The organism is Kitasatospora cathayae (assembly GCF_027627435.1).
In the GTDB taxonomy this organism is placed as follows: Bacteria; Actinomycetota; Actinomycetes; order Streptomycetales; family Streptomycetaceae; genus Kitasatospora; species Kitasatospora cathayae.
Genome location: NZ_CP115450.1, coordinates 2,260,082 through 2,286,163, shown reverse-complemented (window position 1 = coordinate 2,286,163; position 26,082 = coordinate 2,260,082). Strand labels below are relative to the sequence as shown.

Annotated in this window: 6 protein-coding genes; 2 read left to right on the top strand and 4 right to left on the bottom strand. The window is 73.6% G+C overall.

The window, feature by feature from the left end; genetic code table 11:
• Positions 1-15 precede the first annotated feature (15 nt).
• From O1G21_RS10200 to O1G21_RS10185, 4 genes are all read right to left on the bottom strand, one after another.
• Positions 16-1,095, bottom strand: coding sequence for a beta-ketoacyl-ACP synthase III (locus O1G21_RS10200; RefSeq protein WP_270142648.1), 1,080 nt, complete (start codon positions 1,093-1,095; stop codon positions 16-18).
• Between the two features lie 26 nt (positions 1,096-1,121).
• Positions 1,122-2,861, bottom strand: coding sequence for an acyl-CoA dehydrogenase family protein (locus tag O1G21_RS10195; protein WP_270142647.1), 1,740 nt, complete (start codon positions 2,859-2,861; stop codon positions 1,122-1,124).
• Positions 2,862-2,926: 65 nt separating this feature from the next.
• Positions 2,927-4,144, bottom strand: a complete 1,218-nt coding sequence (locus O1G21_RS10190) for a beta-ketoacyl-[acyl-carrier-protein] synthase family protein (protein WP_270142646.1) — start codon at positions 4,142-4,144, stop codon at positions 2,927-2,929.
• Positions 4,141-4,386 (bottom strand): acyl carrier protein, encoded by a 246-nt coding sequence (locus O1G21_RS10185; protein WP_270142644.1) that lies wholly within the window; start codon positions 4,384-4,386, stop codon positions 4,141-4,143. The genes O1G21_RS10190 and O1G21_RS10185 overlap by 4 nt, the downstream gene beginning before the upstream one ends.
• A gap of 453 nt (positions 4,387-4,839) precedes the next feature.
• On the opposite strand from O1G21_RS10185, the gene O1G21_RS10180 reads away from it, so the two are divergent.
• On the top strand, positions 4,840-22,155 hold the full coding sequence (locus O1G21_RS10180; RefSeq protein ID WP_270142643.1) for a non-ribosomal peptide synthetase: 17,316 nt from the start codon (positions 4,840-4,842) through the stop codon (positions 22,153-22,155).
• A gap of 20 nt (positions 22,156-22,175) precedes the next feature.
• Complete coding sequence (locus O1G21_RS10175) at positions 22,176-26,069, top strand: amino acid adenylation domain-containing protein (RefSeq protein WP_270142641.1); 3,894 nt, start codon at positions 22,176-22,178, stop codon at positions 26,067-26,069.
• Positions 26,070-26,082 lie beyond the last annotated feature (13 nt).

The following is a 26,082-nucleotide window of genomic DNA, read 5'->3' as shown; positions in this document are numbered from 1 at the left end:
CGCCGGGGCAGGTGCTCAGGGTGCGTCAGGCTGCGGGGGCGCCACCCGGTCGCCCCCGCCTACGGGGACCGGGGCATCGGGGAGGCCGACCTCCGCACGGACCGGACGGACCGCGGGCCAGCGCAGGGCCACCGAGCCCCAGGTCAGGCCACCGCCGAAGGCGGTCAGCAGGACGCGGTCGCCGGCGGAGATCCGGCCCTGGGCGGCGGCCCAGGCGAGGGCCAGCGGGATGGACGCCGCCGCGGTGTTGCCCACCTCGGCGAGGTGGCAGACGATCCGGTCGGCGGGGATGCCCAGGCGCTTGCCCACCGCGCGCAGGATCCGCGCGTTGGCCTGATGGCCGACGAACGCGTCGATCTGATCCATCGACCAGCCCACCGCCTCGGCCACGTCGCGAGCGGAGCGCCTCATGGTCTCCACCGCGCGGCTGAAGACCTCCTTGCCGGCCATCTGGAAGTAGCGCGAAGCCTCGTCGGCGGCGGGGTGCGGTGCCCGCGACCCGCCGCCGGGGACGGTGATCAGCTCGGACCGGCTGCCGTCGCTGCCCAGTTCGGCGTGGAGGACCTCGCCCGGGGCGCCGGGGGTTCCGCGCTCCAGTACCACGGCCGCCGCCCCGTCGCCGAAGAGCACGGCGGTGTTGCGGTCGGTCGGATCGATGATGGTGGAGTAGGTTTCCGCGCCGACGAGCAGCACGCTGTCGTAGCCGCCGGAGCTGATCATCGCCGAGGCGACGGTGAGCCCGTAGACGAAGCCGGAGCACACCGCCGACAGGTCGAAGGCCGGCACGCCGACCATCCCGAGCCGAGCGGCGATCTGCGGGGCCGTGGCCGGGCACGGCTGGTCGGGGGTGGTGGTGACCAGCAGCACCAGGTCGCAGCGCCGGCGTCCGGCCGACTCCAGGGCGGCGGCACCGGCGGCCGTGCCCAGGTCGCCGGTGCTCGTACCGGGCCTCACCACGTGCCGCTGCGCGATCCCGGTCCGACTGAGGATCCAGTCGTGCGAGGTGTCCAGGACCTGGGACAAGTCGTCGTTGGACACCACGTCGGGCGGCAGGCAGCTGCCGATGCCGGTGACGACGGCACGGATGTCGGGCATCTCTCGGGGTCCTTCCGGACGGGCGGTCACGCCGGGTCGCGGAGCGGAACGGCCGCGGGACCCGGACGGCCCTCCGGCACCGCCACCGCCTGCGCGAGATGGCGGTCGGCGAAGTCGGCGTGGGCGATGGGAGCGGTGATGAGCGCCTCGGGCACGTCGAGCACCTTGAGCAGATCCGCGGCGTCCATCGGTGCCGCGCCCTCCTCCTCGTGCAGTTCGGCGACCCGCAGGAACTCCTCCTGGGTCAGGGCGCCGGCCCGCAGCGCGGTCACCCCGTGCTCCAGGACGCAGCCGGCCGCGTAGTGCCGCAGGAGCGCCTGTCCGGTCTCGGTCGGCTCGTGCGCGGCCCAGTGGCCGAGGGCGAGGGTCTGGTAGACGGCCCGGGACCAGGCGGTACTGGCCGCGCCGGGGCCCTGGCGGTCGACGTCCGCCAGCAGCTGATCGCAAACCGCCCGCATGACCTCCAGCAGCCGCGAGGCGTCCTGATGGGGGCGGATCGCGGCGTCGAGCAGGGCGGCCAGCGCTTCGCGCTCGCGCAGGGCGAAGCGCGAGGCCTGGTAGCCGAGGACGGTGTTGTCCCCGCCGAAGGTCACCGCTATCTCGTAGTCGTGCTGCAAGGGCGAGATCTGGTTCAGCCGGTGGTAGCCGAGACCGCCGCACAGCTCCCGGGCGTCCGCGAGGGTGTGCCGGGCGTCGCCGGTGCTGCCGGTCTTGCCGCAGGCCACCAGCGCGTGCAGCAGGCGGTCCTCGGACGGTGGCCGGTCGTCGTGGCGGTCGACCGCGACGGCGGTCAGCGCCTCCAGCGCGTGCTTGGCCGCCGTGGCCCGTCCCGCCGCGGTGCGCAGCCGCATCCGGTAGTGCGGGTGGCTGATCAGCGGGCCGCCGAACGCCTTCTTGAGGTCGGCGAAGCGGACGGTGACGGCGCAGGCGAGCCGCTGGGCCATGCCCGCCCCGGCGGTCGGGAAGAGGCGCTCGTGGGTGAAGGTGGCCAGGCACTCGTCGAACCGGCGGTAGCGCTTGAGCGGGGAGTGGTAGCGCCCCTGCTCGTCGATCCGCGCCCAGCGGCTCATCATGGCGGACACCGGCAGGACGCACCGGTCGAAGGTGATGATGCCGGTCTGGTTGGCCTCGACACCGCCCTTGGGCTCGGCGCCACGGACGTGGACCCCGTCGATCAGGCGGCCCTCGGAGCGCAGCGGCACCCGCAGCCAGTGGTGCCCCTCGTCCCGGCCGTCGACGACGACGCGGGACAGCACCATGGCCACGTCCCCGGTGTACAGGCTGTTCCCGATCCAGACCTTGCTGTCGGCGGGCTCCGGGGTGTGCAGGACCAGACTGCGGTCGGCGTGCCGGTAGGTGGCGGTGGTGCCGATCCGCTTGAGGTCGGAGCCGGCGTGCAACTCGGAGGCGGCGAAGCAGTAGACCTTCGTCATCCGGTCGATCTCGGGGCCGTACTGCGCGAGCTGGTCGGGATCGGCGTGGCTGAGCAGCGCGTCGCCGGCGATCTGGTGCGAGACGAGGACGTTGGCCAGCGAGGCGTCGTAGGCGCCGATCCAGCCCATCGAGCGCAGGAAGTCGGCGAACTCGCTCGTGGTCCCCCGGCCGAGCCACAGTGAATTCGCGGTGATACCCGCCGAGTTGAGCATCCGCGCGCGGTGCAGCGTCTGCAGGCTGTAGGCGTGGAGGCTCTGCTCGAGGGGCCGGATCTCGGCGAAGTCGGGCTCGGCGAGGAGGTGGGTGAGCGCGGTCACGCGCTTGTCTGTCATGTCTCGGGTCCCATCGATCAACGGCAGCCGGGGCGCTGGCACCCGGCTGACGGGCGGTTCGGCGCTCAGTTCCCCAGGACCAGCGCGGAGTTGGTGCCACCGAAGCCGAAGGAGTTGCTGACCACCACGGAGGGCGCGGCGCGGCGGGGCGCGCCGAGGACGACGTCCAGCCCGGGCAGCTGCGGATCGACCACCTCGGTGTGCGCCACCGGCGGCACCACGCCGTCCCGGAGGGCGCAGAGGGACAGCACGGCCTCGATCGCGCCGGCGGCGCCCAGGGTGTGGCCGAGCACGCCCTTGTTGGAGGTGACCGACGGGCCGTGCGGGAACAGCCGGGCCAGCAGCTCGCCCTCGATGCGGTCGTTCTTCGGCGTCGAGGTGCCGTGCGCATTGACGTGATCGACGTCCTGCGGCTGGAGGCCGGCGTCCGCCAGCGCCCGCCGGACGGCGGCCTCGGCCTGGGCTCCGTCCGGCCGGGGGTCGGTCGGGTGGTGCGCGTCGGTGGTGCAGCCGTACCCGAGGACCCGGCCGAGCTCCGTGGCCCGGCGTCGCGCCACGGCCTCGGGCGTCTCCAGCACGAGGGCGGCGGCGCCCTCGGAGATGACGAAGCCGTCGCGATCGACGGCGAACGGTCGTGAGGCGCGGGCGTCGTCCCGCTTCGACAGCGCGCCCATCCGGGCGAATCCGGCCACCACCACCGGAACCACGGCGGCCTCGGTGCCGCACGCGATGACCGTGTCGCAGGCACCGCTGCGCAACAGGTCACGGGCGATGCCGATGGCGGCGGCGCCGGAGGCGCAGGCGGACACCACGGTGTGGCACGGGCCGGTGATGCCGTAGCGCGACGCGATGGTGCCGACGGCCATGTTGGCCAGTGACCGCGGATGCAGATAGGGAGTGACCCCCTCCGGCCCGCGTGCGGCGAACCGGTCCTGGGCGGCGGTGAGGGTCCCCACACCGCCGATACCCGTGCCGACCACCACGCCGACCCGGCTTCCGTCCCAGGCGACCGGGTCGAGACCGGAGTCCCGGATCGCCTCGTCGACGGCCACCAGGGCGTAGCGGATGAACGGGTCGACGTGCGCGGTACCCCGGCCCTTCAGGACCTCGGGCCCGATGGCCGGGACCCGCAGGCAGTAGTGGGCGCCGGCGCTCTTCGCCGCCTCGTCCTTGACCGCGAGCTCGCGCGGTTCCAGGACGGCCTGCCAGGTGTCCGAGACTCCGATTCCGGCCGGAGTGACCAACCCGGCCCCGGTGACCGGGGCCGGAAACGGGCGGGTCATGCCACGCCCACGCCGGACTGCACGAGCTGCACCAGCTCGGCGAAGGTCATCTTCCCCAGTCGGCTCTCCTCGGGGGAGATGTCGACCCCGAACTGCTCCTGGATCAGGGTGATGAGCTCGACGGCGGCGAGCGAATCCAATTCGAGGGAATCGAGCTGCACGTCGGGGACGATCTGGTCGGCGTCGACCTCCAGGTCATCCACCAGAATGCCACGAATTGCAAGTGACAGATCGTCAGTCATTCAATTCACCCCGTAACAACAGTAATTGACTTGGAACCAGACGGACCCTACCACGCCCCCCGGGGACCATCCGGACAAATCCCCCGGGCCTGCCGGGCGCCAACCTGTGATCGACGACACGTTGTCGGGAAACGCCCGGTGTGAAGTCCTTGCACGGACCCGACGGCCGATCCCACTAGTGGCGAGTCCCTGCAGTAGTGTCGTGGGAAGGGGGGATCGGCCGGGTCGGCGGCCCGAACGAGTCGATCCCGCAGCCTCCCGCCTTGCCGCAAAGTGGTTGTGACCTGCGGTTGCTGAGGTGGCGTCAAGCCGGATACGCGATTGACTCAACCGCTGACTGTTGCTTAGCATCCGACGTGGGCGGGCGACCTGGGACATTTTTACGAGTGCTGCGCAGTCCTGCGCACCGGGGCGACGGAAACTCCCCCGGAGGATTAATGGGGGATTCTCACGGTGTTCGCCGAATCGCATTCTGCTGCCCTCTCGCTGTCTGCGGCCCAACAGCGCGTCTGGTACGCCCAGAAGTTGGATCCGGCGAGCACCCTCTACAACATCAGCGGGTACGTCGAACTCCGCGGCGCGCTCGACCGGGACTTGTTCGAGCGCGCACTGCGGCATTCCGTCGACTCGGCCGAGGCGCTGCACGTCCGCTTCGTCGAAGAGGGCGGGACCCCCCGGCAGATCGTCCGGTCAGCGCGCGACTGGCCACTCCTCGTCCACGACCTGAGCGCGGAGCGGAATCCGCTCCAGACCGCACACGACCTGATGTCGGCGGACCTCACCGAGACCACCGACCTCTCCGTCGGCCCCCTGTTCACCCAGGTCCTGTTCGGACTCGCCCCGGACCACCACCTCTGGTACACCCGGGTCCACCACATCGCGACCGACGCCTACGGGTTCAACCTCCTCGTGCAGCAGGTCGCCGCCTGTTACACGGCGCTGGCCGAGGGCGTCGAGGCCCCGCCCACGGAGTTCGCCCCCCTGGACGCGTTCCTCGCCGAGGGCGAGAAGTACGCCGCCTCCGAGCAGAGCCGCAAGGACCGCGCCTACTGGCTCGACCGCTTCGCGGACGACCCCGAGCTGCTGAGCCTGCCCGATCGGAACCTCGGCCTCTGGTCCGAGGCCCGGCGGGCCACCGAGCAGGTGGAGCCGCAGCTCGTCGCCGAACTCAAGCGGCTGGCCGCCGAGGCCCGGACGACCTGGCAGGTCACGCTCACCGCCGCCGCCGCGGCCTACCTGCGCCGCTTCACCGCCACCGAGGACGTGGTGCTCGGCTTCCCGGTCACCGGCCGCCTAGGCGGCATCATGCAGGCCACGCCGGGGATGGCCTCCAACGTGCTGCCGCTGCGCCTCGACGTCCGGGCCGAGGCCTCGTTCGCCGACCTCCAGCGACACGTCGCGCGCGAGCTCCGGGCCCTGCTGCGCCACCAGCGCTACCGCGGCGAGGACCTGCGCAAGGACCTCGGGCTCGGCGCCCACTCCCGGCGCATGTTCGGACCCGCCGTCAACTTCCTGCCGCTGCAGCCCGGTCTGCGGTTCGGCGACTGCCGGGCCGAGATCCACAGCGTGCCGAGCGGTCCCGTCGACGACCTGACCTTCGCGTTCGAGGGCGGCGGCGAGGGCGCCGGGCTCCGGCTACGGGTGGCGGGCAACGCGTCCGCGTTCGGCGCCGACGAGATCGCCGGCCATGGGCGGCGGTTCCTGGACTTCCTGCGGGCGCTCGCCGCCGAACCCGGCCGGGCGGTCGGGCAGCTCGACGTGTTGGGCGCGGAGGAGCGCCGCCGGGTGCTGACCGACTGGAACCCCACCGCCGAGGACCTGGCCGCCGGGACCCTCCCGGCCCGGTTCGAGGCGCAGGCCGCGCGGACGCCCGAGGCCGTCGCGGTGACCTTTCAGGACAGCCGGCTGACCTACCGGGAGCTGAACGAGCGGGCCAACCGGCTCGCGCACCGACTGATCGCCCGCGGCGCCGGCCCCGAGGACCTGGTCGGCCTCGTGCTGCCGCGCTCGCCGGAGCTGGTGGTGGCGATCCTGGCGGTCCTGAAGGCGGGGGCCGGCTACCTGCCGATCGACCCGGACGCCCCGCAGGCGCGGATCGAAGCCGTGCTGACCGAGGGCCGGCCGGTGCTGGTGCTGGACAGCGTGGAGTCGGTGCGGGACACCGACGGCGCGCCGGCGACCAACCCGGTGGACGCCGACCGGCGCGCACCGCTGCGGCAGGACCACCCGGCCTACGTGATCTTCACCTCCGGCTCCACCGGCAAGCCGAAGGGCGTGGTGATCCCCCACCGCAACGTCACCCGGCTCTTCTCGGCGGCCGACCGGGAGTTCGACTTCGGCGACCAGGACGTCTGGACGCTGTTCCACTCCTACGCCTTCGACTTCTCGGTCTGGGAGCTGTGGGGCGCGCTGCTGTACGGCGGTCGGCTCGTCGTGGTGCCGCACGCGGTGTCCCGCTCGCCGCGGGACTTCCTGACCCTGCTGTCCGAGCAGCGCGTCACCGTCCTCAACCAGACGCCGTCCGCGTTCCACCAGCTGGTCGAAGCCGACCAGCAGAGCTCCGACACCCCGCTCAGCCTGCGCTACGTCGTCTTCGGCGGCGAGGCACTGGCCCCCGGCCGGCTCGGCGCCTGGTACGAGCGGCACCCGGAGGACCGGCCGACGCTGGTCAACATGTACGGGATCACCGAGACCACCGTGCACGTCACCCACCGCGCGCTGGACCGGGCGAGCGCCGCGGCCGACACCGGCAGCACCGTCGGCCCGGCCCTCGCGGACCTGCGGGCCTACGTCCTCGACTCCTCCCTGCGGCCGGTGCCGCCCGGCGTCACCGGCGAGCTCTACGTGGCCGGCGCCGGTCTGGCCCGCGGTTACCTGGGCCGCCCCGCGCTCACCGCGGACCGGTTCGTCGCCTGCCCCTTCGGTCCGGCCGGCGCGCGGATGTACCGCACCGGCGACCTGGCCCGCTGGACCCCGGACGGCGCGCTGGTGTACGAGGGCCGCGCCGACCACCAGGTGAAGATCCGCGGTTTCCGGATCGAACTCGGCGAGATCGAGGCGGTGCTGACCCGCCACCCGCAGGTCGCCCAGGCCACGGTCATCGCCCACGAGGACCGGTCGGGCGACAAGCGGCTGGTCGCCTACGTGGTCACCCGAGGCGCCGCGGTGGATGCCGCCGAGCTGCGCGCGTACGCCGGCCGGGCGCTTCCCGGATACATGGTGCCCGCCGCAGTGGTCCTGCTGGACACCCTGCCGCTGACCACCAACGGCAAGCTCGACCGCCGGGCGCTGCCCGCGCCTCGGTTCGAGGCCGAGGGTGCCGGTCGTGGCCCGCGCAACGCCCGGGAGGAGATCCTCTGCGAGCTGTTCGCCCGGGCGCTCGACGTCGACCGGGTCGGCATCGACGACAGCTTCTTCGACCTCGGCGGGCACTCCCTGCTGGCCACCCGGCTGGCCGGCCTGATCCGCTCGGAGCTCGGTCTGGAGCTCCCGCTCGGCACCCTCTTCGAGGCGCCGACCGTGAGCCGACTGGCCGACCGGATCGCCGAGAGCGAGCCGGCCCGCCCCGCGCTGCGGCCGATGCCGCGACCGGATGCCGTGCCGCTGTCGTTCGCCCAGCAGCGCCTGTGGTTCCTGCAGCGGATCGAGGGGGCGGACCCGACCTACAACATGCCGCTGGCCCTGCGGCTCACCGGTGAGCTGGACCGGGAGGCGCTGCGGGCCGCGTTGAACGACGTGGTCCGCCGCCACGAGTCGCTGCGCACGGTCTTCACCGAGAGCGGTGGGCCGGTCCGGCAGCAGGTGCTCGACTCCCGCACGCTGCCCCTGCCGGTGACCGAGGCCACCGCGGAGGACCTGCCCGGCCTGCTGACCCGAGCCGCAGCCACGCCCTTCGACCTGGACCGCGAACTTCCGCTGCGCGCCTCGCTGTTCACGCTCGCCCCGACCGAGCACACCCTACTGCTGGTGATGCACCACATCGTCGGCGACGAGTGGTCGATGGCGCCCCTGGCCCGCGACCTGGGCACCGCGTACGCGGCCCGGCTGGGCGGCTCGGCCCCCGAGTGGCAGCCGCTACCGGTGCAGTACGCGGACTACACGCTGTGGCAGCGCGAGCTGCTCGGCACGGAGGACGACCCCGCGAGCCTGGCCCACCGCCAACTGGTCTTCTGGCGCGAGGCGCTGGCCGACCTGCCCGAGGAACTGCCGCTGCCCGGCGCCCGTCCGCGCCCGGCGGTGTCCGGCCGGCGCGGCGAGGCGCTGCCGGTGCGGTTCGACGCCGAGCTGCACCGCGCCCTGGCGGAGCTGGGTCGGGAGCACCGGGCAACCCTCTTCATGGTGCTGCAGGCAGGCCTGTCCGCCCTGCTCAGCAGGCTCGGCGCAGGCACCGACATCCCGCTCGGCACCGCGCTCGCGGGCCGCACCGACCAGGCGCTCGACGAACTGGTCGGGTTCTTCGTGAACACCCTGGTGCTGCGCACCGACACCTCGGGCGATCCGGGCTTCGGTGAGCTGGTGGACCGCGTTCGGACCGCCGACCTCGCGGCCTTCGCGCACCAGGAGCTCCCGTTCGACCGCTTGGTCGAGGCGCTCAACCCGAGCCGAGCGGCCAACCGGCACCCGCTCTTCCAGGTGATGCTGGTGCTGCAGAGCACCCCGGCGTCCGAGCTCGACCTGCCGGGCCTGGAGGTCCGGAAGGAGCAGATCCACCCCGGTGGGGCGAAGTTCGACCTGTCGCTCTCCCTGACCGAGACCCGCGACGGCGACGGCGCCCCCGGCGGCCTCGAAGGCTACGTCGAGTACAGCACCGACCTGTTCGACCGGGAGACCGTCGCCACGCTGGTCCAGCGCCTGGAGCGGCTGCTCCACGCGGTGGTCGCCGATCCCGCGGGCCCCATCGGCGCGGCGGACCTGCTGACCGAGGCCGAGCACCGCCTGCTCACCACCGGCTGGAACGACACCCGCCGGGAGGTGCCGACGCTCACGGTGCCGGCCCTGTTCGAGGCCCAGGTCGCCCGGACCCCGGACGCGCCCGCGGTCCTGTTCGCCGACACCGCGCTGTCGTACGCCGAGCTCAACCGCCGAGCCAACCGGCTGGCCCGGCTGCTCATCGGCCGGGGCATCGGCCCGGAGTCCGTCGTCGCGCTGATGCTGCCCCGCTCCGCCGACCTCGTGGTCGCGATGCTGGGTGTCCTCAAGGCGGGTGCCGGTTACCTCCCGGTCGACCCCGACTACCCCGCCGAGCGGATCGCCTACCTGTTCGCCGACGGCGCCCCCGCGCTCACCGTCACCACCGGCGCCCTGGCCGCCGCGTTGCCGGTCGGCACGGAACACATCGTGCTCGACACCGCCGGGTCGGCAGACCTCCCGGACGACGACGTCCAGGACCGGGACCGCCGCAGCCCGCTCGACCTCGGCCACCCCGCGTACGTCATCTTCACCTCGGGCTCCACCGGGCAGCCCAAGGGAGTGGTCGCCACCCACCGCGGTGTGGCCGGCCTGCTCGCCGCCCAACGGGACCGACTGGTCGTCGGCCCGGGCGACCGGGTGCTCCAGTTCGCCTCGTTCAGCTTCGACGCGGCGTTCTGGGAGCTGGTCATGGCGCTGCTGTCCGGCGCGACCCTCGTACTCGCCGAGCCCGACCGACTGCGCCCCGGTGCTCCGCTGGCCGAGCTGGTGGAGGCCTACGGGGTCAGCCACCTGACGCTCCCGCCGACCGCACTGGACGTCCTCGCGCCCGAGGACCTGCCGTCGGTGCGTTCGCTGGTCGTGGCCGGTGAGGCCGCCTCCGGGAACCTGGTGGCGCGCTGGTCGCCGGGGCGCCGGCTGGTCAACGCCTACGGCCCCACCGAGACCACCGTGTGCGCCACCATGAGCGATCCGCTGCAGGGCGACGCCCGGCCGCCGATCGGCGGGCCGATCGGCAACATGCGCGCCTACGTCCTCGACGAGCGGCTGCGGCCGGTGCCGGTCGGGGTGGCCGGCGAGCTGTACGTGGCCGGCGACGGCCTCGCCCGCGGCTACCTGCGGCGGCCGGCCCTGTCCGCCTCGCGATTCGTCGCCTGCCCGTTCGGCGAGCCGGGCGAGCGGATGTACCGCACCGGCGATCTGGCCCGGCGCCGGGCCGACGGCACGCTCGAGTACCTGGGCCGCACCGACGACCAGGTGAAGGTGCGCGGCCACCGGGTCGAGCTCGGCGAGATCGAGTCCGCCCTGGCCGCGCAGCCCGGAGTGGCCGCGGCCGCCGTGGTGCCCCGGTCGGACCGTGCCGGCCAGCTGGTCGCCTACGTGGTCCCGTCCGACCCCGCCTCGGTCGCCGACACCCTGGCCGCGGACCTGCGGGCCGCACTGCGCCGTCGACTGCCGGAGTACATGGTGCCCGCGGCGGTCGTGGTGTTGGACGTGTTGCCGTTGACGCCGAACGGGAAGGTGGACCGTAGGGCTCTGCCCGCGCCGGACTTCGGTTCGGTGGTGTCGGGTCGTGCTCCGCGCACCGCGTGGGAGGAGGTGTTGTGCGGGGTGTTCGCGGAGGTGTTGGGCCTGGAGAGGGTCGGCATCGACGACGACTTCTTCGACCTCGGTGGGCACTCGTTGTTGGCGACCCGTCTGGTCAGCCGGGTGCGTTCGGTCCTGGGCGTCGAGCTGCCGCTGCGTGCGCTGTTCGCGACGCCGACGGTGGCTGGACTGGCTGAGGCGCAGGTCGCCGGCGAACCCGTTCGCGTGCCGCTGCGTGCGGTGCCGCGGCGGCCCGAGGCGGTGCCGTTGTCCTTCGCGCAGCAGCGTCTGTGGTTCGTCAACCAGCTCGAAGGCGCGGGCGCGCTGTACAACATGCCGGTGGTGCTGCGGTTGTCCGGTGCCGTCGACCGGGGTGCTCTGCGGGCCGCGCTGGGTGATGTCCTCGGTCGTCACGAGTCGTTGCGCACCGTCTTCCCGGTCGTCGACGGTCAGGCGTGTCAGGTGGTGGTCGATCCCGTCGCGGCCCGGGTGCCGTGGGTGGAGCGTCGGGTCGACGGTGAGGGCGAGCTCGGCGTGGCGGTGCGCGAGGCGGTCACGGCCGGTTTCGATCTCGGTCGTGAACTGCCGGTCCGTGCGCATCTGTTCACGCTCGATGCGAGGGATCACGTGTTGGTCCTAGCGCTGCATCACATCGCGGGTGACGGCTGGTCCATGGCTCCGCTCGCTCGTGATCTCGGCGCGGCCTACTCCGCCCGTCTCGCCGGTGGGGCTCCCGGGTGGGAGCCGTTGCCGGTGCAGTACGCGGACTACGCGTTGTGGCAGCGCGAGTTGCTCGGTGGGGAGGGTGAGGCGGGCAGTCTGGCTCAGCGTCAGCTGGCGTACTGGTCGGACACGCTCGCGGAGTTGCCCGAGGAACTCGCCCTGCCGGTGGACCGGCCCCGTCCGGCGCAGGCCAGTCACCGGGGTGGCACCGTCGCGCTCGACTGGGACGCCGATCTCCACCAGGCGCTGCGGGCTCTGGCCCGTGAGAACCAGGCCAGTGTGTTCATGGTGGTGCACACTGCTCTGGCCGCGCTCCTGAACTGTGTCGGTGCGGGGGAGGACATCCCGATCGGTACGCCCATCGCCGGACGTACCGACGACAACCTCGACGACCTCGTCGGTTTCTTCGCCAACACCCTCGTCCTGCGCACGGACGTGTCGGGTGCGCCGACCTTCCGTGAGCTCCTGCACCGGGTCCGTGGTGCCGATCTCGCGGCCTACGCGCACCAGGACATCCCGTTCGAGCGGTTGGTGGAGCTCGTCAATCCCGCCCGTTCCATGGCCCGTCATCCCCTGTTCCAGGTGATGCTCGCCTTCCAGAACACCCCCGAGGTCACCCTCGACCTCCAGGGCCTCACCTTCACCCTCGAACCCGTCGACCTCGGCATCGCCAAGTTCGACCTGTCCGTCAACGTCCAGGAGCAGCACGGGGCGCAGGGCCCGGCCGGCATCCGCGGGGTGCTGGAGTACAACGGCGACCTCTTCGACCGGGCGACCGCCGAGGCGCTGGCCGTCCGGTTCGAGCGGGTGCTGCGCGCACTGGTGGCCGATCCCGACCAGCCGATCGCCCTGGTGGACCTCCTCGACGAGGACGAGCGCCGGCAGGTCCTGGTGGACTGGAACGACACCAAGGCCGCTGTCGACCACGCCTGTCTCCCGGAGCTGTTCGAGGCGCAGGCCGCCCGCACCCCCGAGGCGACCGCCGTGCTCGACGGTGACCTCGCGCTGAGCTACGCCGAGCTGAACGCCCGCGCCAACGGCATCGCGCACCGGCTGATCGACGCGGGCGTGGGCCCCGAGGACCTGGTCGCGGTGGCGCTGCCGCGGTCCGCGCAGCTGATGTGCGCCCTGCTCGGCGTCGTGAAGGCCGGCGCGGCCTACCTCCCGGTCGACCCCGACTACCCCGCCGAGCGCATCGACTTCATGCTGCGCGACGCCGCGCCGACCCTGGTGATCTCCGCCGACGGTGCCCCGGTCGAGGGGCTGCGGGGCGGCGGGCTGCAGGTCGACGGGCTGGCCCCCGTCGACGCGAACCCGACGGACCGCGACCGGGTGCGCCCGCTGCGGCCGCACCACCCCGCGTACGTCATCTACACCTCCGGCTCGACCGGCCGGCCCAAGGGCGTGCTGGTGGAACAGCACAACCTCGTCGACTACCTGGAGTGGGCCGGCCGCAGCTACCCGAGCGCGGCCGGGGCGGCGGTGCTGCACTCCTCCGTGTCGTTCGACATGACGGTCACGGCGCTGTTCACCCCGCTGACCGTCGGCGGCTGCGTCCGGATCGCCGAGCTCGCCGACGCCGCGTCGGCGGGCACCGCCCCCACCCTGGTGAAGGGCACCCCGAGCCATCTGCCGCTGCTGGAGGCCCTGCCCGCCGGCGCGTCGCCGACCGGTGACCTGCTGCTCGCGGGTGAGCCGCTGACCGCCGAGACGCTGCGGAGCTGGCGGCAGGCGCACCCGGCCGTGACCGTGCGCAACGTGTACGGTCCGACCGAGACCACGGTGAGCTGCGCCGAGTACCGGATCGAGCCGGGCAGCGAGCCCGGCACCGGCATCCTGCCGGTCGGCCGACCGCTCTCGAACACCCGCGTGTACGTGCTCGGTGCCGGGCTGCGGCCGGTGCCGGTCGGGGTGCCCGGCGAGCTGTACGTGGCCGGGAACGGCGTCGCGCGCGGCTACCTCGGCCGGCCGGGGCTGACCGGTGAGCGCTTCGTGGCCGATCCCTTCGGCGAGCCCGGCTCCCGGATGTACCGCACCGGTGACCTGGCCCGCTGGACCCGCGACGGCGAACTCGTCGTCATCGGCCGCGCCGACCACCAGGTGAAGCTGCGCGGTTTCCGGATCGAGCTCGGCGAGATCGAGGCCGTCCTGGTCCGCCACGCCGCCGTCGCCCGCGCCACCGTGCTGGTCCGCGAGGACCAGCCCGGTGACAAGCGCCTGGTCGGCTACGTCGTCCCGCGCGACGGCGCCGCTCCGGACCCGGCCGAGCTGCGCTCGCACGTCGCCACCGCGCTGCCGGAGTACATGGTGCCCGCGGCCGTCGTGGTGTTGGACGTGCTGCCGTTGACGCCGAACGGGAAGGTGGACCGTAGGGCTCTGCCCGCGCCGGACTTCGGTTCGGTGGTGTCGGGTCGTGCTCCGCGCACCGCGTGGGAGGAGGTGTTGTGCGGGGTGTTCGCGGAGGTGTTGGGCCTGGAGAGGGTCGGCATCGACGACGACTTCTTCGACCTCGGTGGGCACTCGTTGTTGGCGACCCGTCTGGTCAGCCGGGTGCGTTCGGTCCTGGGCGTCGAGCTGCCGCTGCGTGCGCTGTTCGCGACGCCGACGGTGGCTGGACTGGCTGAGGCGCAGGTCGCCGGCGAACCCGTTCGCGTGCCGCTGCGTGCGGTGCCGCGGCGGCCCGAGGCGGTGCCGTTGTCCTTCGCGCAGCAGCGTCTGTGGTTCGTCAACCAGCTCGAAGGCGCGGGCGCGCTGTACAACATGCCGGTGGTGCTGCGGTTGTCCGGTGCCGTCGACCGGGGTGCTCTGCGGGCCGCGCTGGGTGATGTCCTCGGTCGTCACGAGTCGTTGCGCACCGTCTTCCCGGTCGTCGACGGTCAGGCGTGTCAGGTGGTGGTCGATCCCGTCGCGGCCCGGGTGCCGTGGGTGGAGCGTCGGGTCGACGGTGAGGGCGAGCTCGGCGTGGCGGTGCGCGAGGCGGTCACGGCCGGTTTCGATCTCGGTCGTGAACTGCCGGTCCGTGCGCATCTGTTCACGCTCGATGCGAGGGATCACGTGTTGGTCCTAGCGCTGCATCACATCGCGGGTGACGGCTGGTCCATGGCTCCGCTCGCTCGTGATCTCGGCGCGGCCTACTCCGCCCGTCTCGCCGGTGGGGCTCCCGGGTGGGAGCCGTTGCCGGTGCAGTACGCGGACTACGCGTTGTGGCAGCGCGAGTTGCTCGGTGGGGAGGGTGAGGCGGGCAGTCTGGCTCAGCGTCAGCTGGCGTACTGGTCGGACACGCTCGCGGAGTTGCCCGAGGAACTCGCCCTGCCGGTGGACCGGCCCCGTCCGGCGCAGGCCAGTCACCGGGGTGGCACCGTCGCGCTCGACTGGGACGCCGATCTCCACCAGGCGCTGCGGGCTCTGGCCCGTGAGAACCAGGCCAGTGTGTTCATGGTGGTGCACACTGCTCTGGCCGCGCTCCTGAACTGTGTCGGTGCGGGGGAGGACATCCCGATCGGTACGCCCATCGCCGGACGTACCGACGACAACCTCGACGACCTCGTCGGTTTCTTCGCCAACACCCTCGTCCTGCGCACGGACGTGTCGGGTGCGCCGACCTTCCGTGAGCTCCTGCACCGGGTCCGTGGCGCCGATCTCGCGGCCTACGCGCACCAGGACACCCCGTTCGAGCGGTTGGTGGAGCTCGTCAATCCCGCCCGTTCCATGGCCCGTCATCCCCTGTTCCAGGTGATGCTCGCCTTCCAGAACACCCCCGAGGTCACCCTCGACCTCCAGGGCCTCACCTTCACCCTCGAACCCGTCGACCTCGGCATCGCCAAGTTCGACCTGCTGTGGAGCCTGAGGGAGCGCCCGGACGCCGGCGGTGTCGACGGGCTCCTCGAATACAGCACGGACCTCTTCGACGCCGCGACCGCGACCACCCTGGCGCGCCGGCTGGAGCGGGTGCTGCGCACGGCGGTCGCCGACCCCGACCGCCCGATCGCCCTGGTGGACCTCCTCGACGAGGACGAGCGCCGGCAGGTCCTGGTGGACTGGAACGACACCGACGCGCAGGTGACCCCGACGCCCCTGCCGGAGCTGTTCGAGGCGCAGGCCGCCCGCACCCCCGAGGCGACCGCCGTGCTGTACGACGGACAGCCGCTGAGCTACGCCGAGCTGAACGCCCGCGCGAACCGCCTGGCGCGTCTGCTGGTCGACCGTGGCGTCGGCCCGGAGTCGGTGGTGGCCCTGTCGCTGCCGCGCTCGGCCGAGCTGGTGACCGCCGCGCTGGCCGTGCTGAAGGCCGGCGGCGCCTACCTGGCCGTCGACCCCGACTACCCCGCCCAGCGGGCCGGCTTCATGTGCGCGGACGCCGCGCCGGTCGGCGTGCTGACCGCGGGCGGCTCGGACGGCCGGATCCCGGCGGAGCTGACCCGCTGGCGGCTGGACGACCCGGCCGTGGGCGCGGAGCTGGCCGGGTACTCGCCGGCCGACCTGACCGACGCCGAGCGCCGGACCGCGCTGCGCACCGGCCACCCGGCCTACGTGGTCTACACGTCCGGCTCGACCGGAACGCCCAAGGGCGTCCTGGTCAGCCACCACGGTCTGGCCGCCCTCGCCCTCTCCCACCGGGAGGCCCTCGGTCTGGACGGCGGGTCCCGGGTCCTGCAGTTCGCCTCGCTCAGCTTCGACGCCTCGGCCTGCGAGCTGGTCATGACGCTGTTGTCCGGCGCCACCCTGGTGGTCCCGCGCCCGGACCAGGCCGTCGGCGAGGCCGTCGTGGAGCTCGTCGTCGAGACCGGGGTGACGCACGCGATGCTGCCGCCCGCCTTCCTCGCCACCCTCGATCCGGAGCGGATGACCACCCTGCGCGGCCTGATCACCGGCGGCGAGGCCTGCCCGCCCGAGGTCACCGCCCGATGGTCGGACGGCCGGACGATGCTGAACGCCTACGGCCCCACCGAGTCGACGGTGTGCGCGAGCCTGAGCCGGCCGCTGTCCGGGGCGGTCGTCGCACCGATCGGCCGACCGGTGGCCAACACCCGCGCGTTCGTGCTCGGCCCGGGTCTGCGTCCCGTTCCCGTCGGCGTGGTGGGCGAGCTCTACCTGGCCGGTGACGGCCTGGCGCGCGGCTACCTCGGCCGGCCGGGGCTGACCGGTGAGCGCTTCGTGGCCGATCCCTTCGGCGAGCCCGGCTCCCGGATGTACCGCACCGGTGACCTGGCCCGCTGGACCCGCGACGGCGAACTCGTCTTCGCCGGCCGGGCGGACGACCAGGTGAAGCTGCGCGGTTTCCGGATCGAGCTCGGCGAGATCGAGGCCGTCCTGGTCCGCCACCCCGCCGTCGCCCGCGCCACCGTGCTGGTCCGCGAGGACCAGCCCGGTGACAAGCGCCTGGTCGGCTACGCCGTCCCCCGCGACGGCGCCGCTCCGGACCCGGCCGAGCTGCGCTCCCACGTCGCCGCCGCGCTGCCGGACTACATGGTGCCCGCGGCCGTCGTGGTGGTGGACTCGATCCCGCTGTCCCGCACCGGCAAGGTGGACCGCGCTGCCCTGCCCGCGCCCCGGTTCGACACGCTCGGCTCGGGCCGTGGCCCCCGGACCGCCCGTGAGGAGGTCCTCTGCGCGCTCTTCGCCGAGGTGCTCGGCCTGGAGAAGGTCGGCATCGACGACAGCTTCTTCGACCTCGGCGGGCACTCGCTGCTCGCCACCCGCCTGGTCAGCCGGGTCCGCTCGGTGCTGGACCTCGAACTGCCCCTAGCGGTGCTGTTCGAGGCGCCGACGGTGGCCGCGGTCGCGGCTTACGCCGGCGCCGGGGCGCCGCCCCGACCGGCGCTCGAGCGCGGACCGCGACCGGACGTGCTGCCGCTGTCCTTCGCCCAGCACCGGCTGTGGTTCCTGGGCCGGCTGCACGAGGCGGACGCCATCTACAACATGCCGGTTCCGCTGCGGCTGACCGGCACGGTCGACCGGCCCGCGCTTCAGGCGGCGCTGGACGACCTGCTGGCCCGGCACGAGTCCCTGCGCACCCTGCTCGTCGAGGTCGACGGGCGTGCGGAGCAGCGGGTGCTCGACGCCGACCGGACGCCGTTCCCGCTGAGCTTCGTCGAGGCCACGGAGGCGGAGCTGCCCGAGCTGGTCACCGCCGCGGCGCGGGCCGGGTTCGACCTGGCCACCGAACTGCCGGTGCGGGCCTCGCTGTTCAGCTTCGGGCCGGACGAGCACGTGCTGCTGCTGTCGCTGCACCACAGCGCCGCCGACGGCTGGTCGCTGGCCCCGCTGGCCCGTGACCTGGGCGAGGCCTACACCGCGCGGCTGGCCGGCGGGGCGCCCGCCTGGGAGCCGCTGCCGGTGCAGTACGCGGACTACGCCCTGTGGCAGGGCGAGCTGCTCGGCGACGAGAACGATCCCGAGAGCCTCGCCCACCGCCAACTCGCCTACTGGCGCGAGGTCCTGGCCGACCTGCCCGAGGAGCTGGCACTGCCGGTCGACCGGCAGCGGCCGGCGGTGGCCAGCCACCGTGGCGGGCGCGTCACCGTGGCGTGGGACGCCGAGCTGCACCGGGCCGCGGTGGAGCTCGCCCGCACGACCGCCACCAGCGTGTTCATGGTCGTGCAGGCGGCCCTGGCCACCCTGCTGACCAGGCTCGGCGCCGGCGAGGACATCCCCGTCGGCAGCCCCATCGCGGGCCGGACCGACGAGGCGTTGGACGGCCTCATCGGGTGCTTCACCAACACCGTCGTCCTGCGCACGGACACCTCCGGCAACCCCGGCTTCCGGGAGCTGCTGGGCCGCGTGCGGGCGACGAACCTGGGCGCCTACACCCACCAGGACCTGCCGTTCGAGCGCCTGGTGGAGGTGCTCAACCCGGTCCGGTCGCTGTCCCGGCAGCCGCTGTTCCAGGTGCTGCTGGCCTTCCAGAACACGCCCGAGGTGGCGCTGCGGCTGCCCGGCGTGGACGTCGGGCTGGAGCCGGTCGAGGTCGGTGTGGCCAAGTTCGACCTGTCGCTGAGCCTGCACGAGTCGTACGGCGAGGACGGCGAGGCCGGCATCGAGGGCATGCTGGAGTACAGCACCGACCTGTTCGACCACGCGAGCGCGGAACTGCTGGTCGCCCGGCTGTCCCGGCTGCTGCGCGCGGTGCTGGCCGATCCGGACCGCCCGATCGGTCTGATCGACGTCCTCGGTGACGCCGAGCGGAACCAGGTGCTCCGGGAGTGGAACGACACCGCGGTGGCCCTGCCCGCGCAAGCGTCCACGGTGCACCAGGTCTTCGCGGACCACGCGCGCCGACAGCCGCAGGCGGTCGCCGTCCGGGCGGGGTCGCGGGAGCTGACCTTCGGCGAGCTGGACGCGCGTGCCGACCGGCTGGCGAGGCGCCTGATCGAGCTCGGCGTCCGGCCCGAGGACCGGGTCGCGGTGCTGACCGAGCGCTCGGTCGAGCTGGTGGTCTGCCTGCTCGGTGTGCTCAAGGCGGGCGCGGCCTACGCGCCGCTGCACGAGGGCTATCCGGCCGAGCGGATGCAGCACGTGCTGCGGCGTTCGGGGGCGCGGGTCCTCCTCACCGACCGCGCCTGGCACGAGCGCGGGGTGCCGCGGGCCGAGCAGGTCGTGGTGGTCGAGGAGGACGACCGGCTGGTGGCCGACGGGTCTGCCGCCCCGGCCGTCCCGGCGCACCCCGAGCAGGCGGTGTACGTCATGCACACCTCGGGCTCCACGGGCGAGCCCAAGGGCATCACCATCACCCACCGCGCCCTGCTGGAGCTGGTCCTCGACCCGCGCTGGGAGCCGGGCCACCAGGACCGCGTCCTGATGCACGCGCCGTACGCCTTCGACATCGCCAACTACGAGCTGTGGATACCGCTGCTGACCGGCGGCCAGGTCGTGCTGGCCCCGCCCGGAGACCTCGACGTCGCCGAGCTGAAGCGGCTGATCGTCGAGGAGCGGATCACCGGGGTGCACTTCACCGCCGGGCTCTTCCGGGTCGTCGCGGACGACCTGGCGGACTCCCTCGGCGGGGTCCGGGAGATCCTCACCGGTGGTGACGTGGTCTCGGTGGCCGCCGTCGAGAGCGTGCTGCGGGCCGCCCCGCACGTCGTGGTCCGGCACCTGTACGGGCCGACGGAGATCACCCTGTGCGCCACCCAGCACCGGGTCACCGCCCCGACGGAGCTGGGCGACCGGCTGCCGATCGGCCGGCCGATGGCCAACACCCGGGTGTACGTGCTGGACGGCGCGCTGTCCGCGGTACCGGTGGGAGTCGCGGGCGAGCTGTACATCGCGGGCGCCGGCCTGGGCCGGGGCTACCTCGACCGGCCGGGCCTGACCGGCGAGCGCTTCGTGGCCGACCCGTTCGGCGAGCCGGGCGAGCGGATGTACCGCACCGGCGACCTGGCGCGCTGGCGGCCGGACGGCACGCTGGAGTTCGTCGGCCGGGCCGACGACCAGGTGAAGATCCGCGGCTTCCGGGTCGAGCCCGGCGAGATCGAGGCCGTGCTCGGCCGGCACCCCGGGGTCGCGCAGAACGCGGTGATCGTCCGTGAGGACCGGCCGGGCGACCAGCGTCTGGTGGCGTACGTGGTCGCGGCCGGCGACAAGGGGGACGACGGCTCCGAGCGCCCGGCGGCGAGCCGGCGAACCGGCGAGGACGGACCGGCGACGGACGGCCTCGACCCGGCGGAGCTGCGCACCTTCGTCGGCACCGTGCTGCCCGACTACATGGTGCCCGCGGCCGTCGTGGTACTGGACGCGCTGCCGCTGACGCCCAACGGGAAGCTGGACCGCAAGGCGCTGCCGGCCCCCGCGGCGCGTCCGCTGGGTTCCGGCGGGGCGCCGCGGAACGCGCGGGAGGAACTGCTGTGCGCGCTGGTCGGGGAGGTCCTCGGGCTCGGCACGGTCGGCGTCCACGACAACTTCTTCGAGCTCGGCGGCGACAGCATCGGCTCCATCCAACTGGTCAGCCGGGCCCGCGCGGCCGGGCTGGCGCTGACCCCGAAGGACGTCTTCCAGGCCAAGACGGTGGCCCAACTCGCCATCGTGGCGGGCGAGGTGGTCGTCCGGGCCGCCGACGACGGCGTCGGTCCGGTCCCGCTCACCCCGGTCATGCACGACCTGCGGGCGCGCGGCGGCACGCTGGACGGCCTGCAGCAGTCGGTGCTGCTGCAGGTCCCCGCGGAGCTGACCCGGTCCGGGCTGACCACCGTGCTGCAGACGGTGCTGGACCACCACGACGTCCTGCGGCTGGAAGTCCTCGACGAGTCCTGGCAGCTGCGGACGCGGCCGGTCGGCGCGGTCGCCGCGGCGTCCCTGCTGCGGAGGGTGGACATCGCCGGGCTGGACGGGCCGGCGGCGCGCGCGCTGATGCGGGCCGAGGCCGAGGCCGCCAGTGCCCGGCTGGCCCCCGCCGACGGGGTACTGCTGCAGGCGGTCTGGTTCGACGCGGGTCGCGAGCGGTCCGGCCGGCTGCTGCTGGCCGTCCACCACCTGGCCGTGGACGGCGTTTCCTGGCGGATCCTGCTGCACGACCTGGCGGCCGCCTGGACCGCGGTCGCCGCCGGGCGCGAGCCTCGGCTGGAGCCGGTCGCCACGTCCTTCCGCCGCTGGGCGCGGACCCTCACCGAGGAGGCCGCGCGCCCCGCCAGGGTGGCGGAGCTCGCGTTCTGGGCCGGCCCGGACCCGGCACCGGAACCCCTGCTGGGGTCCCGGGCCCTCGACCCGGTCCGGGACACCACCGCCACCGCGCGTTCGCTCGTGGTGTCGCTGCCCGCGCCGGTCACCGAGGCCGTGCTGTCCGCGATCCCGGCGGCGTTCAACGCGGGGGTCAACGACGTCCTGCTGGCCGCGCTCGCCCTGGCGGCCGCCGCCCTGCGGGAGGACGCCGAGGGCGGACCGGTGCTCGTCGAGGTCGAGGGCCACGGCCGTCAGGACGACCTCGTGGACGGGCTCGACCTGTCCCGCACCATGGGGTGGTTCACCACGGTCTACCCGGTCCGGCTCGAGCCCGGAACGGTGGACTGGGACGACCTGTGGTCCGCCGGGCCCGCCGTCGGCCGGCTGCTCAAGCGGATCAAGGAGCAACTGCGCACGGTGCCGGACCACGGCCTCGGCTACGGGCTGCTGCGTCACCTGAACGCCGGGACGGCCGAGGCGCTGGCGGGGGTTCCCGCTCCGCAGATCGGCTTCAACTACCTGGGCCGGTTCGACGCCGCGGGACCGGGCGCCGACTGGGGCCTGGCACCGGAAGGCGTGCAGGACGACGCGGCGGGCCCGCCGTCGGACGGGGCGATGCCGCTGCGGCACGCGCTGGAGGTCAACGCCCTGGCACGGCCCGGGACCGACGGCGCCGAACTGCGCGCCGTCTGGACCTGGCCGGACGGTGTCCTGACCGAGCGGGACGCGCGGGTGCTCGCCGACACCTGGGTGCGGGTGCTGGAGGTCATGGCCCGGCACGTCGAGCGCGCCGATGCCGGTGGCGCCACCACGTCGGACTTCGATCTGGTCCAGCTGGACCAGGACGAGATCGACGAGTTCGAGAACGAGTTGATCGAGGACGGGGACCTGTGGTGAAGCGCGCACGGATCGAGGACATGCTGCCTCTCACGGCACTGCAGGAGGGGCTGCTCTTCCACTCCCTCTACGACCAGCAGGCCTCGGACGTCTACCACCTGCAGTTCGCCTTCGACCTGCGTGGGGAGCTGGACGCCGAGGCGCTCCACCGGGCGGCCACCGGCCTGCTGCGCCGGCACGCCAACCTGCGGGCGGCCTTCCGCCAGCGCCGCAACGGCGAGTCGGTGCAGGTCGTGCTGGACGAGGTGACCCTGCCCTGGCGCGTGGTCGACCTCTCCACGCTGCCCGTCGCACGGCGCGAGGAGGAGCTCGCGGCGATCCTCGCCGAGGACCGCGCGAAGCGCTTCGACGTCAAGAGCCCGCCGCTGATCCGCTGCCAGCTGGTGCGGCTCGGCGCACGGGAGCACCGGTTCGTGCTGACCAGCCATCACCTGCTGATGGACGGCTGGTCGGTGCCGCTGCTGCTGAACGAGCTGTTCACCATGTACGCCGACGGCGGCGACCACGCGCTGGCGCCGGTGCGGCCCTACCGCGACTACCTCCGCTGGCTGAGCCGCCAGGACCGGGCCGCGGCGGAGGCCGCCTGGCGCCGCCACCTCGGCACTCTGGAGGAGCCGACCCTGCTGGGCCCGGCCGGGGCCGGCCGCGAGACGGTGGTGCCGGACGAGGCGCTGGTCGACCTCGGCGCGGACCTGACCGCCCGCCTCACCGCGGTGGCCCGCCGCAACGGGCTGACGCTCAACACGGCCGTCCAGGGGGCCTGGGCGCTCGTGCTGTCCCGGCTGACCGGCCGCTCCGACGTGGTGTTCGGCGCGACGGTCTCCGGCCGCCCGGCCGACCTCGCCGGAGTCGAGTCCATGATCGGCCTCTTCGCCAACACGGTCCCGGTGCGGGTGCGGATGGACCCGGACCAGTCCCTGGCCGGGTTGCTGGCCGGACTGCAGCAGGAGCGTTCGGCCCTCGCCGACTACGAGCACCTCGGTCTCGGCGAGCTCCAGCAGCTCAGCGGCGTCCGCGCCGAACTGTTCGACTCGCTGTACGTGTTCGAGAACTTCCCGGCCCCGGCCGAGCGCGGCACCCCCGTCTACGAGGGCCTGACGCTGGCCGGCGCGGACGGCCAGGCCGCCGCCCACTACCCGCTGACGCTGACCGTCCTGCCCGGTGCGGCGCTACGACTGCGACTGGACTTCCGTGCCGACCTGTTCAGCCGGGCGACCGTGCTCGGTTGGGCGGACTGCCTGCGCCGGGTGCTGGAGGCGCTGGTGGCCGACCCGGACCAGCCCGTCGCGGCCGTGGACGTGCTCGACGACGCGCAGCGGCAGCGGCTGCTGGTCGAGTGGAGCGGCACCACGGCGGCGCCGGACGGCAGTTGCCTCCCGGAGCTGTTCGAGGCCCAGGTGCGCCGGACCCCGGACGCGACCGCGCTGTGGCAGGACGACGCGCCGGTCAGTTACGCCGACCTGAACGCGCTGGCCAACCGGATGGCGCGGTTCCTGGTCGACCAGGGCGTCGGCCCGGAGTCGGTGGTCGCGCTCGCCCTGCCGCGCTCCGCGGACCTGGTGGTCGCGCTGCTGGCAGTGCTCAAGGCAGGTGGCGCCTATCTCCCCCTGGACCTCGAACACCCCCGTGAGCGGGTGGAGATGATCACGGCCGCGGCCCGCCCGGCGGTGATGCTGACGACCGAGGACGGACTCGCCCACCTTCCCGCCGGCCAGGCACGGTGGTGCGTGGACGGCGCCGAGTTCCGCACCGCCACGGCCGGGTACGCCGCGAACGATCTGACCGACCGGGACCGCGCCGCCGCCCTGCGGCCCGAGCACCCCGCGTACGTGATCTACACCTCCGGGTCCACCGGCGCCCCGAAGGGCGTACTGGTCCCGCACCGCGGCCTGGTCAACTTCCTGCTGGGCACGGGCCAGCTGTTCCCGATGGACACCGGGGACCGGATGCTCGCCGTCACCACCGTGGCCTTCGACATCCACGTGCTGGAGCTGTACCTGCCGCTGCTCGCCGGCGCGAGCGTCGTGGTGGCCGGGCGCGACCAGGTCCGCGACCCCGCGGAACTGGCCGCCCTGCTGCGCCGCAGCCGGGCGACGATCATGCAGGCCACGCCGACGCTGTGGCAGGCGCTGCTGGCCGAGCACCCGCAGGACGCGCGGGGGCTGCGCATGCTGGTCGGGGGCGAGGCGCTGCCGGCGCCGCTGGCCGCCCGGATGCGGGAGCTCACCCCGGCCGTCACCAACCTCTACGGGCCCACCGAGACGACCGTGTGGTCGACCGCGGCCGACCTCGGCGCGGACCACCCGGGAGCGCCCTCGATCGGCCGCCCGATCCGCAACACCCGGGCGTACGTGCTGGACGACCGGCTCCGGCTGGTCCCGCCCGGGGTGGCCGGTGAACTGTACCTGGCCGGCGAGGGTCTGGCCCGGGGCTACCTGGACCAGCCCGCGCTGACCGCCGGACGCTTCGTCGCGGATCCGTACGGTCCGGCCGGGTCGCGGATGTACCGCACCGGCGACCTGGCCCGCTGGACCGAGGACGGCCGGCTGGACTACCACGGCCGGACCGATCACCAGGTCAAGCTCCGCGGCTTCCGGATGGAGCTCGGCGAGGTCGAAGCCGCCCTGGTCGCCCACCGAGGGGTGACGCAGGCGGTCGTGGTGCTGCGGGAGGACCGGCCGGGTGACCGGCGGCTCGTCGCCTACGTCGTACCGGACGGGCCCGCCCTCGACCCCGCGGAGACGATCGCCCACCTGCGCCGACGGCTCCCGGAGTACATGGTGCCCGCGGCCGTGGTGCCGCTGGAGGCCCTGCCCCTGACACCGAACGGGAAGCTCGACCGCAAGGCGCTGCCCGCGCCGGACCTCACCGCCCGGGCCTCGGACCGGGAGCCGCGCACCCCGCAGGAAGAGGTGCTCCGCGCCCTCTTCGCGGAGGTGCTCGGCCTGGAGCGGATCGGCATCGACGACGACTTCTTCGAGCTCGGCGGGCACTCGCTGCTGGCGACCCGGCTGGTCAGCCGGATCCGCGCGGAACTGGGCACCGACACCTCCATCCGCAGCCTCTTCGAGGCGCCGACGGTGGCGGCCCTCGCCCAGCGGCTGCACCAGCAGGACGACCCCTTCGACACCATGCTTCGGCTGCGCCCCGGACGCCGGGGGACGCCGTACTTCCTGGTCCACCCCGCGGCCGGTCTCGGCTGGTGCTACACGGGCTTCATCACCCGGCTCGACCCTGACTCGGCGGTCTACGCCCTCCAGGCCCGCGGACTCACCGGCGACGGCGAACTCCCCGGCAGCCTGCGGGAGATGGCCACCGACTACCTCGCGCGGATCCGCGCGGTGCAGCCGCGCGGGCCCTACCGCCTGCTCGGCTGGTCGTTCGGCGGTCTGGTGGCGCACGCGGTCGCGACGATGCTCCAGGACGAGGGCGCGGAGGTGGAACTGCTCGCGCTGCTCGACTCCTACCCGGCGACGGACGGGCCCGAGGTGTCCGAGGCCGACCTCGACCGGGAGATCCTGGCCGCGCTGACGGCCGAGCCGGCCCAGGCCGCGGAGCCCGGCGGCGACGTGCCGTCGGCAGCCGACCTCGCGGAGCTGCTCGGCCGGCAGGACAGCCCGCTGGCCGGGCTCGGCGAGCGTGGCGTCGAGGCGCTCAAGCGCGTCGCCGCCAACAACATGCGGATCGCCCGCGACTTCGCCCCCGGAACCTTCCGCGGCGACGTCCTGGCCTTCCGGGCCGCCCGGCACACCGTGGAGCCGCTGTCCCCGGCCAAGGCCTGGGCCGCCCATGTGACCGGCGGCATCGACGAGTTCGAGCTGGACTGCACCCACCAGGAGATGACCGCGCCGGCCTCGCTGGACGTGATCGCCGGGGTGCTGCGTGACCGGATGTCGCCGACATCCGGACGATGACAAGGAGAGACAC